This is a genomic window from Arthrobacter crystallopoietes, assembly GCF_017603825.1.
Lineage (GTDB): Bacteria > Actinomycetota > Actinomycetes > Actinomycetales > Micrococcaceae > Crystallibacter > Crystallibacter crystallopoietes_B.
The window spans coordinates 1,463,595-1,478,714 of record NZ_CP072014.1 but is presented as its reverse complement, the minus strand read 5'-3'; the positions used below and the strand labels follow the sequence as shown (position 1 = coordinate 1,478,714).

The following is a 15,120-nucleotide window of genomic DNA, read 5'->3' as shown; positions in this document are numbered from 1 at the left end:
CAGGTTAGGTCAGACTTCGGGCCAATGGCGGTCCACAGCCGAATGGCTCCGCTATTGCCCGGCGGCGCCGCTACCGGGTTTCAAGGTAGCGCTGCGCGTCCGCGACGTCCTCGATCACGATATCGGCGCGCCGTCGTACGTTTTCAACGCTGGCCGAACCGCTGGAGGGTGCATCGGAGTGTCCGGGATCCAGCCGGATCATGGCGGCGGCCTGCGCGGCCGCGGCCAGGGAGTTGCCGGCCTTGGACAGGCAGCGGTGGACGGCGGCCAGGTTCCCGCCGGGGATATCCATGCCATCGCTCGGATACAGCTCGTGGGCTGCCATACAGTAGGCACGCACCCTGGGCAGCAGCGCGGCGAGTTCGTCGGCGATGACCAGGAGCTCGCCGTAGAGTTCCTCGTCTTGGACGCCTTCAAGAACCTGATGGTAGCGGTCCAGCCCGCGGCGGAACCGGTCATGGGTGCGCCGCCAGATGCCTTTGCCCAGTTCCTTATCGTCCCGCCGGGCCTGGCGGGCGGCTCCGAACAGCGCCACCGGGCTCAGAGGTACTGGCCCGGGGTGCGGGTGCCGGGACCGGCCGGGTTTTCCGATTCCGCTCCGTCAGCGCGGCGGGGTTCCCCGTCGTTACCAATGACCACGCCGGGGGCGACAACCGTGCCGGGCGGGAGCTGGCGCATCTGCATCCGCGCCGCCATCTGCTGAGTGGCGGCCTGCTGCGCGGCGATGGCGGTCTGGATACCGTGGAACAGCCCTTCGAGCCAGCCGACCAGCTGGGCCTGGGCGATCCGCAGTTCGGCGTCCGACGGCGTGGAGTCGTCGGTGAAGGGCAGGTTGATCCGGTGCAGTTCGTCGATGAGCTCCGGGGCCAGGCCATCCTCGAGTTCCTTCACAGAGCGTTCGTGGATCTCCGCCAGCCGGTTCCGCGCGGCATCATCCAGCGGGGCGCTGCGGACCTCTTCCAGCAGTTGGCGGATCATGGTCCCGATCCGCATGACCTTGGCGGGTTCATCCACCAGGTCATGGAGTTGCGAGCCCTTCTTGCCGTTTCGGCCCGCTTCGTCCCGGGTCTCGGCTTCTTCCGCGCGCTGCTGGTCAAGGGTGAGAGCTCCTTCGATGGCCGGTTCTTCCGTCTGAGGTATCTGCTCGTCGCTCATGGTTTCATCTTGCCAGAGGCCGAAGCTAAATCCAGCTTTGCTCCCACACAATCGCCCCCGCCTCACGATCGCCGGAAACTCCGCCGGAGTACAAACCGTCACAAACCGGCACCCGCCCCGAAGCCTCCGTGAGGAGCTCGAGGCGGGTGCCGCCGTCGTTATTCAGCTGTAAGCCGCTAGCAGCAGCGGCCTTCCGGATTGCGGTCCTGGCGGTCCGTCTTGTCCCGCCAGAACTCGCGCTCGGTCATGGGCGGGGTACCGGTGTGGGTCCGCGCGTGGTGGTCAAGATACGACTGGTAGGCGTTCTCGCCCATCAGGGACTTGAAGTACCAGACGAAGCCCTTCCAGCCGGCGTGTGCTTTGCCGGCGGCCTGGTTGAGTGCCTTGTTCGAAGACATGGTCATCAGTGCTTCGACCGCGCCAGCCGCTTGTCCTGGGGCAGTTCGTCCCAACGCTTCTGCAATTCGCGCTCCGGTGTTGTGGCGATGAATCCGGCCGGCGCGTAGGTGGCCGAGACGACGGCCGGGTCCTCATGCGACTTTTCGCCGCCGCGCTGCCAGGACTTGACGGTGGCGATGATAGCGGTGGCGATGACAATAATGGTCAGCACCACGAACACGATGGACAGCGTGCCCTGGACCCAGGTGTTCCGGACGACGGCCTCCATCGCTTCGACCGACCCTGCGTTGCCCAGGCTGGTCTCGCCGTTGGCCAGCGCTTCCTGGTGCGCGAAGTGGTTGGCCCAGTATCCCACCCGTACGTCCGGCGAGAAGATCTTCAGGATCGACGCCCAGATGGTGATCACTGCGGCGAAGGCCAGCGGGAGGGCGATGATCCACAGGTACTTGAATACGCCCTTCTTGGCCGCGATGGCCATGCAGACCGCGAGCGCGATCGCCGCGAGCAGCTGGTTGGCGATGCCGAAGAGCGGGAAGAACGTGTTGATGCCGCCCAACGGATCCGTCACCCCGAGTATCAGGATGTACCCCCAGCCGGCCACCATGATCGCCGTACAGATCCAGACCCCGGGGCGCCAGGACATGTCCTTGAACTTGGGAGCGAAGTTGCCGATGGTGTCCTGCAGCATGAAGCGGGCCACGCGGGTTCCGGCGTCGACGGCGGTGAGGATGAACAGCGCTTCGAACATGATGGCGAAGTGGTACCAGAAGGCCATCAGACCCACCCCGCCGATCAGGCTTTGCATGATCTGGGCGAGGCCGACGGCGAGGGTCGGGGCGCCGCCTGTTCGTGAGACCACCGACTCCTCGCCGACGTTGGCTGCCAGCTGGGTCAGCATGTCCGGGGTCAGGTTCACCCCGGCCAGGCCCAGGCCGTTGACGAAGGCTACCGCACCCTCCACGGTGCCGCCGGTTGCGGCGGCCGAGGAGTTCATCGCGAAATAGATGCCGCGGTCAATGGAGATCGCGGCGACCAGGGCCATGATGGCCACGAAGGACTCCATCAGCATGCCGCCGTACCCGATGAACCGGGTCTGCTTCTCCTTGTGGACCATCTTCGGCGTGGTGCCCGAAGAAATCAGCGCGTGGAAACCGGAGAGGGCGCCGCAGGCAATGGTCACGAACAGGAACGGCCACAGGGAGCCGGGTACTACCGGCCCATCGGTCCGGCCGGCAAACTCGCTGATGGCAGGGATGTTGATTTCCGGACGCACCAGCACGATGGCTACGGCCAGCATGACGATGGTCCCGATCTTCATGAAGGTGGAGAGGTAGTCGCGCGGGGCCAGCAGCAGCCACACCGGCAGCACCGCGGCGATGAAGCCGTAGATGATGATGCCCCAGGCGATGGTGATGCGGTCCAGCGTGAAGACGGCCACGCCCCAGTCGGTTTCGGCGATCATGCCGCCGCCGATGATCGCGGCGATCAGCAGCACGAAGCCGATGATCGAGATTTCGCTGACTTTACCGGGGCGGATGAACCGCAGGTAGATGCCCATGAAAATGGCGATCGGGATGGTCATGGAGACCGAGAAGACGCCCCACGGGGATTCGCCCAGCGCGTTGACCACCACGAGGGCCAGGATGGCGACGATGATGATCATGATGGCCAGCGTGGCGATCAGGGCGGCGGTGCCGCCGATCAGGCCGAGCTCCTCGCGGGCCATCTGGCCCAGCGAGCGTCCGCCGCGGCGCATCGAGAAGAACAGCACCAGGTAGTCCTGCACCGCACCGGCCAGAATCACGCCGATGATAATCCAGATGGTACCCGGCAGGTAGCCCATCTGGGCGGCCAGGATGGGACCGACCAGCGGCCCGGCCCCGGCGATCGCCGCGAAGTGGTGCCCGTACAGCACCCGCCGGTCCGTGACCACATAGTCTTTGCCGTCTGCTTTGTACTCCGCTGGCGTGGCCCGCTTGTCGTTGGGCCTGGTGATCTTGTTCTCGATGAACTTCGAATAGAAGCGGTAGAAGATCAGGTAGGTGCAGACCGCGGCAAAGACGAACCAGATAGCGTTGACGGTTTCGCCCCGCACAAAGGCGAGCATCGTCCAGGCCACGCCGCCCAGCAGCGCGATGGCTATCCAGATGGCGATCTTCAGCGGCGGCCACCGGCGCTCCTCGGCGGCGGCGATTTCCGGGTCGAGGGCTACCGGCGGAAGGTTCGGATCCTGGACCAGGACATCTGAGTCACGGTCCGGATCCGGCGCGGATCCTGCTGTTGGTGTATGGCTCATCATTGCTCCCTGTTGAGACGCACGGCGGATAAAAAGCGTACTTATCAGCAATCTAACAGCCACGTGCATCAAGTCACAGGGATTCGGACTCCCAATAGCCGAGCAGGCTGGAGTATGCGCCCAGCGGCCCTCCGCTGCGGGGGTCCGCCGGGTTTCCCCCTTGCCAGGCGGCGCTAGTCGGCCGCGGTGGTGAGCAGGATCTTGCCGATGTGCTCGCCCGAATCGAAATACTCGTGCGCCTCGGCGGCCGAATCCAGCGGATAGGTCCGGCCCACCTGCGCGGCGATATCCCCTGAGGCGACCAGCGGCCAGACATGGGTCATGACCGCCCGCACAATCGCGGACTTCTCCTCCACCGGCCGCGAACGGAGTGTGGTTCCTATGACGGCGGCGCGCTTGGACATCAGCTGTCCGAGGTTCAGTTCCGCCTTGGCGCCGCCCTGCAGCCCGATGACGACCAGCCGGCCGGAGGTGGCCAGGGCATCCAGGTTGCGTTGCAGGTATTTCGCCCCGACGACGTCGAGGATCACGTCAGCGCCGCGGCCACCGGTGGCTTCCATGACCCTGGCGACAAAGTCCTCTTCCTTGTAGTTGATCAGGACCTGGGCACCCAGGGGACGTACGACGTCGAGCTTGGCCTGGGAGCCGGCAGTCACCATGGGCAGGCCACCGAACGCGCGGACCATCTGGACCGCCATCGTGCCGATGCCGCCGCCGCCGCCGTGGATGAGCACGCTTTCGCCCGCCTGCACCCCGGCCGCCATAAAGAGATTGGAGAAGATGGTGGCCGTCACTTCCGGCAGCGCCGCGGCGGTGACCAGGTCCACCCCTTCGGGCACGGTCATGAGTTGGCCTGCAGGCACCGCAACCTGCTCCGCATAACCGCCGCCGGCCAGCAAGGCACAGACCTCGTCGCCGACCTGCCAACCGTTGACGTCGTCACCGAGCGCAGCGATGCGGCCGGAAACTTCCAGGCCGGGAATGTCCGAGGCGCCGGGCGGCGGCGGGTAGACTCCGCGGCGCTGCTGCACGTCCGCGCGGTTCAAACCGGCGGCAACGACGTCGACAATCACCTCGCCCGGCTTGGGCACCGGCGGCTGGACCTCACGGACCTCGATGACCTCGGGACCGCCTGTGCCTTCGTAAAAAACCGCCTTCATTCACGCCTCCTGGTGCACGCCGAAAACCGGCCGGAGTTTTGATATCTCCGGCCCCTCCGTGACACACTACTAGGCAGGGAAGGTTGTCCGAGCGGCCGAAGGAGCTGGTCTTGAAAACCAGTAGGCGGTAACCCCGTCTCATGGGTTCAAATCCCATACCTTCCGCTCCCTGTTACTCAAGGGCCCCGGTTCCGGGGCCCTTGAGCTATTTAAGCGCCGACACTGTTCCGCGGGCTGCGACTTTTGTCAAGACTTCCCGAGCGACACGGAAGTTCCGAAGCCCTTCTTTCACAGAACTATTCCCTTGGTACTACCCGCGCGGTAACCTCTCGTTCATCCTGCTGGGCTGGGATGGTCAGGTGTGCTCGCACACCATCACTGCCTTGCTGCCGGACCGGCTCGCCTTGGGTGCCGTCCTCCGGCACACCTTTATGGGGAACCGAAACTGGAGATACCGTGCCAAAGGCTGCTTCATCTATGAAGGCCACGCTGGGCGCTGCATTGTCGATCGGCCTGCTGGCCGTTCCCTTCGCAGTCCTGCCCGCCGTGGCAAATGAATCCGACCCGGAACCGACCACGGCCTCGTCGCCTGTGGTGACCGGGCAATCCGGCACCGAGACCGCGCCGGCGACCACTCCGGCAACCGGACCGGAAGAGGGCGCCGATCTGGAGGACTCCGGCACTTCCGAACCTGCTGCGGAAGCCCCCGCAAGCGGACCTGCACAGGCGCCTGTGGAAGCGCCCGCTGAAGACCAACCGGTTGAAACTCAGGACGTCGGCGACACCTACGAGCTGAACCTGCTGGGCATCAACGACTTCCACGGCCGCATCGACGACAACACGGTGAAGTTTGCCGGCACCGTCGAACAGCTGCGGGAGCAGAACCCGGATGGCACGCTCTTCACTTCGGCCGGCGACAACATCGGGGCTTCCCTGTTCGCCTCGGCTTCCCAGGACGACCAGCCGACCATCGAAGTCCTGAACGCGCTGGAATTGGCGACCACCGCCGTCGGCAATCATGAATTCGACAAAGGCTTCGCAGACTTGAACGGGCGGGTTTCCGCCAACTCCAGCTACCCGCAGCTTGGCGCCAACGTGTATACGCAGGGCACCATGACTCCCGCGCTGCAGGAATACGCCCTGGTCGAGGTGGCGGGACTGACGGTTGGCGTCATCGGTGTGGTCACGCAGGAAACCTCGACGCTGGTCAGTCCCGGCGGCATTTCCACGCTGGACTTCGGCGATCCGGTTGCAGCTGTCAACCGTGTTACTGCCGAGCTGACAGACGGTACCGGCGACGAAGCAGACATCATCCTGGCGTCGTACCATGAGGGCGCCGCCACCGGTGCGAGCCTGGACGCTGCGCTGGGCAGCGCCGTCTTCGCACGCATCGCCAACGAGACCTCCGCCGAGGTGGACGCGATCTTCACCGGGCACACGCATCAGGCCTACACCTTCGACGCTCCGGTACCGGGTGCCACCGGCGAAACACGGCCGATCGTCCAGACCGGGCAGTACGGCGGGAACATCGGCCAGATCCAGCTCAGTGTCACCGAGGGCGAGGATAACGGCGAGGCGACCTTCGATGTTACGAGCTACGAGATGGCCCTTGTACCCCGAGTGGCGATCCCGGACCAGGACGCTGCGAACGCGGATGAGCTGAACAAGGCCCTCGATGACGAGCTGGCGAAGAAGTACCCCCGGGTAGCCGAAGTCCGGAGGATCGTCGACGCCGCCCTGGCCGAAGCCGAAGTGGTGGGGGCACGGCAGGTCGGCTCCGTGACGGGCGATATCACCACGGCCTTCACGCCCGACGGCGAGGACGAGGATACGCTGCCTGAGCGCGACGACCGCGCCTCCGAATCCTCGCTGGGCAACCTGGTGGCGGACTCGCTGGTGGAAACACTCTCCGCCGAGGGACTGGGCGGCGCCGAGATCGGTGTAGTCAATCCCGGCGGCCTGCGCTCCGAGCTCTATTACGCGCCTGACGGAACCATCACGTTCGCCGAGGCCAACGCGGTGCTGCCGTTCGTAAACAATCTATGGACCACCACGCTCACTGGCGCCCAGTTCAAGACGCTGCTGGAGCAGCAGTGGCAGCTGGATGCGGACGGCAATGTGCCCAGCCGTCCGTTCCTGAACCTCGGCCTTTCGGACAACGTCAACTACACCTACGATCCGGACGCCGAACAGGGCAACCACATCACCGGCGTGTGGATCAACGGCGAGCAGTTGGACGAAGCCCGCGAGTACCGGATCGGCACGTTCAGCTTCCTGGCGCAGGGCGGAGACAACTTCCACGTCTTCAACGATGGCACCGATACCCGGGATTCCGGTCTGATCGACCGTGACGCGTGGATCGCCTACCTGGAGCAGGACAGCCCGCTGTCCCCGTCCTTCGACCGCCGCGCGGTGGCCCTGACGGGTGCGCCCGCCACGGTTGAGCCGGGCCAGCAGGTGTCCTTCGAGGTCTCCAAGCTGGACCTGACCTCGCTGGGCGCTCCGGTCAACACCGAGCTGACCCTGCGCTACGAACCGGCCGACAGCGGCGCCAGCGCCTTTGCCCGCTCCGTTCCGGCCGCAGCGCTGCCCACCACGCTGGGCACTTTCGACGTGATTAACGGGGCCGCAACTGTCTCCTTCACCGTTCCGGACGAGCTGAGCGGGGGCGTCTTTACGCTCACCGCATCCGAGTCCGGCACGCTGGTGCGGCTGCCGATCGAGGTCCCGGTGGCTGAACTTCCCGCCGATGACGGCCGCGGCCAAAACGGCGATGATGCCGGCAATGACCAACCCGGTGATCGGGCCGATGACAATGCCGACGACCTGCCCGGCGTTGCAACCGGTCCGAACAACGACGGCGGCGCTCTCGCCTACACGGGTGTCAGTGGCGTCCTGCCGCTCGGAATCGGCGCGCTGGTGCTGCTTGCCGGCGGAACCGCCGCCGTAATTGCGGCCCGCAGACGCGGCCCGGCGGATTCCGCCGAGCACTAACACCACGCCAGTGAGGGTTTTCTTCTGCGGAAGGAAACCCTCACTCTTGTGCCCGAAGACCTGCCCATCCTTGACCCCCAACCAAGAGGAAGAGAACAATGACCTCCAAGTCAGGTAAGACCGCGACAGGCAGATCGGTGCTGGGTGCGGCGGTCGCCGCAGGCCTGTTCGCCGCGACGCCGCTGGCCGCGTTGTTGGCACTCCCGGCGAGCGCGGCGGAACCGGCGGACACCGCCGTCGTTATCAATGAGGCGTATGTCAACGGCGGAAGCCGCAATGCGCCCTACACCCATAAGTTCGTTGAGCTGTTCAACACAACGGACTCCCCCGTCACCTTGGACGGCATGTCCCTGCAGTACCGCTCGGCCACAGGCATCAAGAATCCGAACGGCGTGGTGCCGTTGCGCGGCACGATTCCGGCCAACGGCTACTTCCTCGTCGAGGGCGGCAGCAACGCCGATAACGGTGTTGCTCTGCCGGAGCCGGACATCAGCAGCGGCGCGCTGAATCCGGCCGGTGCGTCCGGCACCATTGTGCTGGCCGACCAGCCGGGAACCTTGGACGGGCTGGCTACCGGTTCGGTGACCGATGACACGCGGGTACTGGATCTACTGGGCTACGGCAGCTCGAACACCTTCGAGACCGCGGCCGCGCGATCGCCTGGCGGGACCGCCAACCCGCTCTCGATGAACCGCACCGGTGGCGTGGACACCAACGACAACTCCGCCGACTTCACGTTGAGCGACCAGGTCACGCCGACCAATTCCGGCGGAACCGGCGCCGAGCCCCAGCCCGAGCCCGAGCCGGCCGAGGAACGGACCATCGCCGAAATCCAGGGCACGTCGGACGTCTCGCCCCTGGCTGGGAAGAACGTGACAACCCGCGGCATAGTGACGGCGGTGTACCCGGAGGGCGGGTTCAACGGCTACTACATCCAGACGCCGGGTACCGGCGGCGACATAGCAGAAGGCCATGCGGCCTCCCACGGTATCTTCGTCTTCTCCTCCGCCACGGTGGACGAGGTTGCCCTTGGTGACCACGTCGAGGTCACCGGCGGGGTCAGCGAATACTACGGGCTGACCGAACTGACCGTTGAAGAGGACGGGCTGGTCCTGCTGGACGAACCGGCTGAGCAGGTGAAGCCTGCCGCCATCGAGTGGCCCGCCAGCGACGGCGAGCGGGAGAAGTTCGAAGGCATGCTGCTCGACCCGCAGGGCAGCTTCACCGTGACGGACAACTACTCGCTGAACCAGTACGGCGAGATCGGCCTGGCCGCCGGCGACCAGCCGCTGGTCCAGCCCACCGCCGTCGGCGCCTACGGCTCGGACGAGTTCTGGGCTGAAACGGAGAAGAATGCCGCGCATTCCGTGACCCTGGACGACGGTGCCAGCACCAACTACCTGGGCTCCGACGCCAACAAGGACATCCCGCTGCCGTATCTGACCCCGGAGACCCCTGTCCGGGTGGGCTCACCGGCGTCCTTCGACACGAACGTGGTGTTGGACTACCGGTTCGGCCTGTGGCGTTTCCAGCCGCTGACCCAACTGACCGCAGCCAACAGCGAAACGGTCCAGCCGGCGTCGTTCTCCAATACCCGCACCTAAACGCCGGAGGACGTAGGCGGCAACGTCAAGATCGCCTCCTTCAACGTGCTGAACTACTTCACCACCACCGGCGACCAGCTGGACGGTTGCAAGGCCTACACGGACCGGGACGGCAACCCGGTCACCGCCCGGAACTGCGATGCGCGCGGCGCTTACGACGCCGAGAACATGGAACGGCAGGAGGCCAAGATCGTCGCCGCGATCAACGCCCTGGACGCCGACGTCGTCGCCCTGGAGGAGATCGAGAACTCCGCACAGTTCGGCAAGGACCGCGACGACGCCCTGGCCACGCTGACCGCCGCCCTGAACGAGGGCCTCGCCGCCGCCGGCGAAGATGCAGCATGGGACTACGTCCGTTCGCCGGAAGAGCTGCCTGAGCTAGAGGACGAGGACTTCATCCGCACGGCCTTCATTTACAAGAAGGACGCCGTGCAGACAATCGGCGATTCCGTCATCCACAACGACACCGATGCCTTTGCCAACGCCCGCAAGCCGCTCGCTCAGACCTTCAAGGTCAAGCATGGCGGCGCGGACACGAAGTTCATTGTGGTTGCCAACCACTTCAAGTCCAAGGGCTCGGCTCCGTCCTCGGGCGAAAACGCGGACCACGGCCAGGGTGCGTGGAACGCAGCGCGCACCGAGCAGGCGGCATCCCTGGTGGACTTCGCCGAGTCGATGCAGGAGCGGTCCAGCACGGAGAAGGTCTACCTCACCGGTGATTTCAACTCCTATGCGCAGGAAGATCCGATCCGCGTCCTGACGGAGGCCGGCTACATCGACCAAGGCGGCAAGACCGGCGAGCACAGCTACAACTTCGACGGCATGGTGGGCTCGCTGGACTACATCTTCGCTTCGCCCGCGGCCGACGCCGTGGTGGAAGGCGCGGACATCTGGAACATTAACTCGGTCGAATCGATCGCGTTGGAATACAGCCGGCACAACTACAACGTGACCGATTTCTACGCCCCGGACATGTTCCGGGCCAGCGACCACGACCCGATCGTCGTCGGCTTGGACCTGCCGACCGCGCGGGACAAAGCGCACGGCAAGCGGTAGGGGCGGGAGGAAACCTGTCAGGCGGCGCCCGCGGCAGAGCCAGCCTTTGCCCGGGCGGCACCGGAGGGCTTGGCCGCGTCCAGAATGGCGCGCGCAATATCGTCCGCGTCCTTCAGGGTGCGGCTGCCCTGGCGCACCGGCGCACCGGCTTCCGCGGCAATGGATGTCCCCCACTGCACCGAGGACAGCTGCAGTCCCAGCACGTAGAGGTTCTCCACGGGCCGGCCGTTGACCCCGATGGGGCGGTACGGCGGCCGGGTGACATCCAACCCCGACGTCGGAACCGGCGCCCCTTCGGCACCGAGCATCTGCTTGGGCCGGACCAGCCCGGCCTCCAGCAGGTGGCGCAGCAGCGCGGAGCGGTTCTGCGCCACCCGGTTGGCCGGCATCATGGCTTCCATCAGATACGTCGCGGAGTACGCCGCGCCGTCAACCCAAGGCGACGTGGCGCGGAACCTTCCGGTCTCCGGATCCACCTCGAACTGCGGGTCCGGTCCCACGAACTCGACGATTCCGGCGCGGGCGAGCGCCGCCAACTGCTCGATCCGCAGGGCCGGGGGCCCGCTCGCGAGGCCTTCCACCAGCGGTTCGAACCAGCCACGCAGCTCGGCGAGCCAGGACTCATCGGTCAGTCCGCCGTCGGCCACAATCTCCTTGAGCAGACTGCGCCCCGCGTTCAGCGCTCCGATGGCCATCTTCAACGGGTCGTCCTCGCCCAGCGCCGAGCCGGCCGCATCTGCCTCTAGATAAGCCACCATGGCTTGCTGGTACTCCTGCGCGGAGGCGAACTTCCGTCCGGCGAAAGGTCTGGCCAGCGCCTCGACGTCCAGCAGCCTTCCGGGCTCAATATGTTCGTCCAGGTACCCGCGGATACGGTTGCGCAGGGTCGGGCTGCCGGGAACGGTTTTCTGGTCCAGCAGCTCCTGAAGCCCGGCAAGGAACTGGCGCGGATTCCCGTTGATGCTCCCGGGCTCCACCCTCGCCAGCGTGGCATAGTACGTCCACAGTACGTCACGCTGCAGCAGCGGCCACAGGTCGTGGTCGAAACCCGGCTGCACACCGGCGTCCGCGAAGAGCCGCGCGGCGGACGGCGTGAAATAGCGAAGTTCGACGCCGGTGGGAAGGTACGTCTGCAGCCTCGCCTTGGCACGGTACGGGGTGCCGCGGCGGGAACCGGCCACCAGCTTGGGCTCCTTGCCGGAGGGTACGTACCGCATGGGTTCAGTGTCCGACGCCGGCAGGAACGATCCGCCCCGGCCTTGGGTCAGCTGGATCATCACGTCAAAGAAGTTCAGGCCCATGCCGCGGACCAGCATGGTGCGGCCGGCCGGGATGCGGCTGAAGTCGAGGTCCGCCGGCACATTCGGCGGCAGGTAGTGCAGGCCGTACCGCGCGGCTTCGTCCTGCAGGTTCTGCTGTTCCGGGTTCAGCGCGGCAGGCAAATGCCCCAGCGCCAGTACCACGGCGTCCGCATCCAAGGTGGTGCCGTCCGCGAGGGCCAACCGGCTGGTCCCGTCGAGCCGGTGCAGGTGGGTGGCCTCGGTCGCGTGGACGTGGACCACCACATGGTTTCCGGCCGCCTCGTTCAACCGGGCGAACGTCCAGGCCAGGTACCTTCCGTACAGTGTCCGGCTGGGGAAGTCCGAGGCCGTGAGCGACCGGGCCTCGTCTACGTCCTCCGGCGGGACATCGCTGATGCTCCCGGCAACGACGGCGGACCGCCATCCCTCAAAAGACATTCCGGCCACCGCTGCGGCTCCCAGTTCCCCGGTCGGCACCACGGTGGGAAAGAGCGAGGGAGTGTTCATCAGGAACAGGCGGGACTGGCCGGCACGCCAGACATGGCCGGGGCCCGGCGGGTACGGATCGATGAGGTGGATGTGCACTCGGCCGGTCTCGCCACGGTCCCGGTGATTGGCCACCAAGCGTTCCAGCACGGAGGTCCCGCGTGGGCCCGCGCCCACGACTGCCACCCGATAGCCGCGCTGAGATTCCATGCCTTCTAGCGTAACCGGGCCCGGGCATCGGCCCGCTCCGGGCCCCTCCCGGCTGCTCCCACCAGGCCGCGACGGCCCGATTGCCCGACCTTGCCTAGGATGGGAAGCATGACTCAGGAGCCTACCCACCTGCCCGACGACGAATTCCGCTGGCTCGAAGACATTTACGGCGAGAAACCGCTGGACTGGGTCCGCGACCAGAACGCCCGTACCCAAGCCAAGCTGGTAGACGAGAAGTTCCTTCAACTGGAGCAAAGCGTGCTTGAGGTACTGGACTCGGAAGACCGCATTCCGGCCGTCACCAAGCGGGGCAACTTCTACTACAACTTCTGGCGGGACAAGACGAACCCCCGCGGCCTCTGGCGCCGTACCACGTGGGAGAGCTACCTGCAGGACTCGCCCGAGTGGGACGTTTTGCTCGACGTCGACGCGCTGGCCGCGGCCGAAGGTACGGAATGGGTCTTCGCCGGTTCGCAGTTCCTCCGCCCCGCGGACGGCACCAGCTACCGGCGCGCGCTGCTGCGGCTCTCCCCCGACGGCGGGGACGCGGTCACGCTGCGCGAGTTCGACGTCGAAACCCGCAGCTTCGTGGACGGCGGCTTCGAGATTCCGGCAGCCAAGACCTACGCCAGCTGGCTGGACGAGGACACCATCCTGCTCGGAACGGACTTCGGACCCGGCAGCATGACCACGTCCTCCTACCCGCGCACCAGCCGCATCCTACGCCGCGGCCAGAGCCTGGCGGACGCCGAACCGTACTTCGAGGTGCCCGCCGAGCATATGCTGGCGCAGGCCGTCCACGATTCCACACCCGGATTCGAGCGCGAGATCGCGGTAGACGTGATCGACTTCTTCAACTACCGCAACTACCTCAGGCGCGACGGCGGATGGCTGCCCATCGACGTGCCCACGGACGTGGAAGTCGGCCTCCACAAACAGTGGCTGACCCTGCGCCCGCAGACCGACTGGCAGCCTTCCGGCACCGGCACCACTTATCCGGCGGGCTCGCTGCTGGCGGTCGGGCTCGAAGCTTTCCTCGCCGGCGGGCGCGACCTCATCGCGCTCTTCACGCCGGATGCCGGCACCTCGCTGCAGTCCTGGAGCTGGACGCAGAACTTCCTGCTGCTGAACCTGCTGCAGGACGTCTCCTCGCAGGTGCTGGTCCTGGACCCGGCGAAAGACTGGACGTCAGCAGAACTCGACGCCTGCCCGCCGCTGCACTCGGTGGATGCCTCGGCCGTGGACGATGAGGACAGCGACGACTACTGGCTGGTGGCCACGGGTTTCCTCACGCCGTCCACGCTCTCCCGCGGCACCGTTTCAGGCGGGCCGGCGACGGCGGTGAAGTCGTCGCCGTCGTTCTTTGATGCCTCCGGCCACACGGTGGAGCAGCATTTCGCCGTGTCCAAGGACGGCACCAAGATCCCGTACTTCCAAGTGGGGCCCAGAGACCTTACGTACGACGGCGGCAATCCCACGCTGCTCTCGGGTTACGGCGGGTTCGAGGTTAGCAGGACGCCCGCCTACAGCGGAACCGTCGGGCGGGCCTGGCTGCAGCCGCGCACAGCAGACGGACGCGGCGGAGTGTACGTGCTCGCCAACATCCGAGGCGGCGGCGAGTATGGCCCGTCCTGGCACCGCGCCGCACTGCAGGCAAACCGGCACCGCGCCTACGAGGATTTCGCGGCCGTCGCGCAGGATCTGATGGACCGCGGCGTGACCCGGCGGGAGCGTCTGGGCTGCTCGGGCGGTTCCAACGGCGGGCTGTTGGTGGGGAACATGCTCACCCGGTACCCGCATCTGTTCGGGGCGGTCTCCTGCGGGGTACCGCTGCTGGATATGGCCCGCTACACGAAGCTGTCCGCGGGGTACTCGTGGATTGCCGAATACGGCGACCCGGAGGACCCGGCCCAGTGGGACTTTATCCGCACGTTCTCGCCGTACCACCTGCTCGAGCCGGGAACCGACTACCCGGACACCTTGATCTGGACGGCAACCTCGGATGACCGGGTCGGACCGGTGCAGGCGCGGAAGATGGCGGCCCGGATGCGGGCCATGGGTGTGCAGAATGTCTGGTTCCACGAAGCGCTCGAAGGCGGCCACGCCGGTGCCAGCGACAATAAACAGGCCGCCCGCCTGCAGACGCTGTCCAACACCTTTTTGTGGAACGCGCTCACCGATTGATGCCTGGAGCACGGCGGCGGAGACCGCCTGTTGGCGCCCGTTTTGATCTGGCCCGGTTATCTGGGTAATCTTGATGGGCTGGCAACAGCATCTTGGAGACGTGCCAGAGCGGCCGAATGGACTTCACTGCTAATGAAGGGTCGGGGTTAAACTCGACCGGGGGTTCAAATCCCCCCGTCTCCGCGTTTGGCCCCTGCAGTTCCGCGAGGAACCGCAGGGGCCTTTTGCGTTTCCGCATTGTATTTCCGCAGGGTCCGTGGCCGGTGCCCGCCCGG

At 66.1% G+C, this 15,120-nt stretch carries 9 protein-coding genes, 2 tRNA genes and 1 pseudogene; 6 read left to right on the top strand and 6 right to left on the bottom strand.

What is annotated here, in order from left to right; all coding sequences use genetic code 11:
• Positions 1-70: 70 nt before the first annotated feature.
• From J5251_RS06825 to J5251_RS06805, 5 genes are all read right to left on the bottom strand, one after another.
• Positions 71-535, bottom strand: a complete 465-nt coding sequence (locus tag J5251_RS06825; RefSeq protein ID WP_208575600.1) for a hypothetical protein — start codon at positions 533-535, stop codon at positions 71-73.
• Positions 536-540: 5 nt separating this feature from the next.
• Positions 541-1,155, bottom strand: coding sequence for a bacterial proteasome activator family protein (locus J5251_RS06820; RefSeq protein ID WP_139006842.1), 615 nt, complete (start codon positions 1,153-1,155; stop codon positions 541-543).
• Between the two features lie 176 nt (positions 1,156-1,331).
• Positions 1,332-1,553 carry a YbdD/YjiX family protein gene (locus J5251_RS06815; protein ID WP_139006843.1) on the bottom strand — a complete coding sequence of 74 codons (222 nt, stop codon included), beginning with the start codon at positions 1,551-1,553 and terminating at the stop codon, positions 1,332-1,334.
• A 5-nt stretch (positions 1,554-1,558) separates the two neighbouring features.
• The gene (locus J5251_RS06810) at positions 1,559-3,853 is read right to left on the bottom strand and encodes a carbon starvation CstA family protein (RefSeq protein ID WP_139006844.1); all 2,295 of its coding nucleotides are present in this window, start codon (positions 3,851-3,853) and stop codon (positions 1,559-1,561) included.
• A 170-nt stretch (positions 3,854-4,023) separates the two neighbouring features.
• A complete protein-coding gene (locus J5251_RS06805) occupies positions 4,024-5,010 on the bottom strand; it encodes an NAD(P)H-quinone oxidoreductase (protein WP_139006845.1) in 987 nt (328 codons plus the stop codon).
• Between the two features lie 77 nt (positions 5,011-5,087).
• Here J5251_RS06805 and J5251_RS06800 point away from each other — a divergent pair.
• The 4 genes and pseudogenes from J5251_RS06800 to J5251_RS20570 all read left to right on the top strand — a co-directional run.
• Positions 5,088-5,175, top strand: a tRNA-Ser gene (locus J5251_RS06800).
• A 291-nt stretch (positions 5,176-5,466) separates the two neighbouring features.
• Positions 5,467-8,004: a 5'-nucleotidase C-terminal domain-containing protein gene (locus J5251_RS06795; RefSeq protein ID WP_244250834.1), complete on the top strand. Its 2,538-nt coding sequence runs from the start codon at positions 5,467-5,469 to the stop codon at positions 8,002-8,004.
• Between the two features lie 98 nt (positions 8,005-8,102).
• The gene (locus J5251_RS20575) at positions 8,103-9,608 is read left to right on the top strand and encodes a lamin tail domain-containing protein (protein ID WP_348272969.1); all 1,506 of its coding nucleotides are present in this window, start codon (positions 8,103-8,105) and stop codon (positions 9,606-9,608) included.
• Positions 9,609-9,623: 15 nt separating this feature from the next.
• A pseudogene (locus J5251_RS20570) lies at positions 9,624-10,664 on the top strand (ExeM/NucH family extracellular endonuclease); the annotation flags it as partial.
• Between the two features lie 17 nt (positions 10,665-10,681).
• Here J5251_RS20570 and J5251_RS06785 read toward each other — a convergent pair.
• Complete coding sequence (locus J5251_RS06785) at positions 10,682-12,661, bottom strand: FAD/NAD(P)-binding protein (RefSeq protein ID WP_139006848.1); 1,980 nt, start codon at positions 12,659-12,661, stop codon at positions 10,682-10,684.
• A gap of 108 nt (positions 12,662-12,769) precedes the next feature.
• Between J5251_RS06785 and J5251_RS06780 the strand changes: the two genes are divergently transcribed.
• Complete coding sequence (locus J5251_RS06780) at positions 12,770-14,845, top strand: prolyl oligopeptidase family serine peptidase (protein ID WP_139006849.1); 2,076 nt, start codon at positions 12,770-12,772, stop codon at positions 14,843-14,845.
• A 94-nt stretch (positions 14,846-14,939) separates the two neighbouring features.
• Positions 14,940-15,028, top strand: a tRNA-Ser gene (locus tag J5251_RS06775).
• The last annotated feature ends 92 nt before the right edge of the window (positions 15,029-15,120 follow it).

Excerpts from the sequence above, each read along its gene's own strand:
- J5251_RS06820 (WP_139006842.1), bottom strand. The coding sequence starts at position 1,155 with ATGAGCGACGAGCAGATACCTCAGACGGAAGAACCGGCCATCGAAGGA.
- J5251_RS06815 (WP_139006843.1), bottom strand. The coding sequence starts at position 1,553 with ATGTCTTCGAACAAGGCACTCAACCAGGCCGCCGGCAAAGCACACGCC.
- J5251_RS06810 (WP_139006844.1), bottom strand. The coding sequence starts at position 3,853 with ATGATGAGCCATACACCAACAGCAGGATCCGCGCCGGATCCGGACCGT.
- J5251_RS06805 (WP_139006845.1), bottom strand. The coding sequence starts at position 5,010 with ATGAAGGCGGTTTTTTACGAAGGCACAGGCGGTCCCGAGGTCATCGAG.
- J5251_RS20575 (WP_348272969.1), top strand. The coding sequence starts at position 8,103 with ATGACCTCCAAGTCAGGTAAGACCGCGACAGGCAGATCGGTGCTGGGT.
- J5251_RS06785 (WP_139006848.1), bottom strand. The coding sequence starts at position 12,661 with ATGGAATCTCAGCGCGGCTATCGGGTGGCAGTCGTGGGCGCGGGCCCA.
- J5251_RS06780 (WP_139006849.1), top strand. The coding sequence starts at position 12,770 with ATGACTCAGGAGCCTACCCACCTGCCCGACGACGAATTCCGCTGGCTC.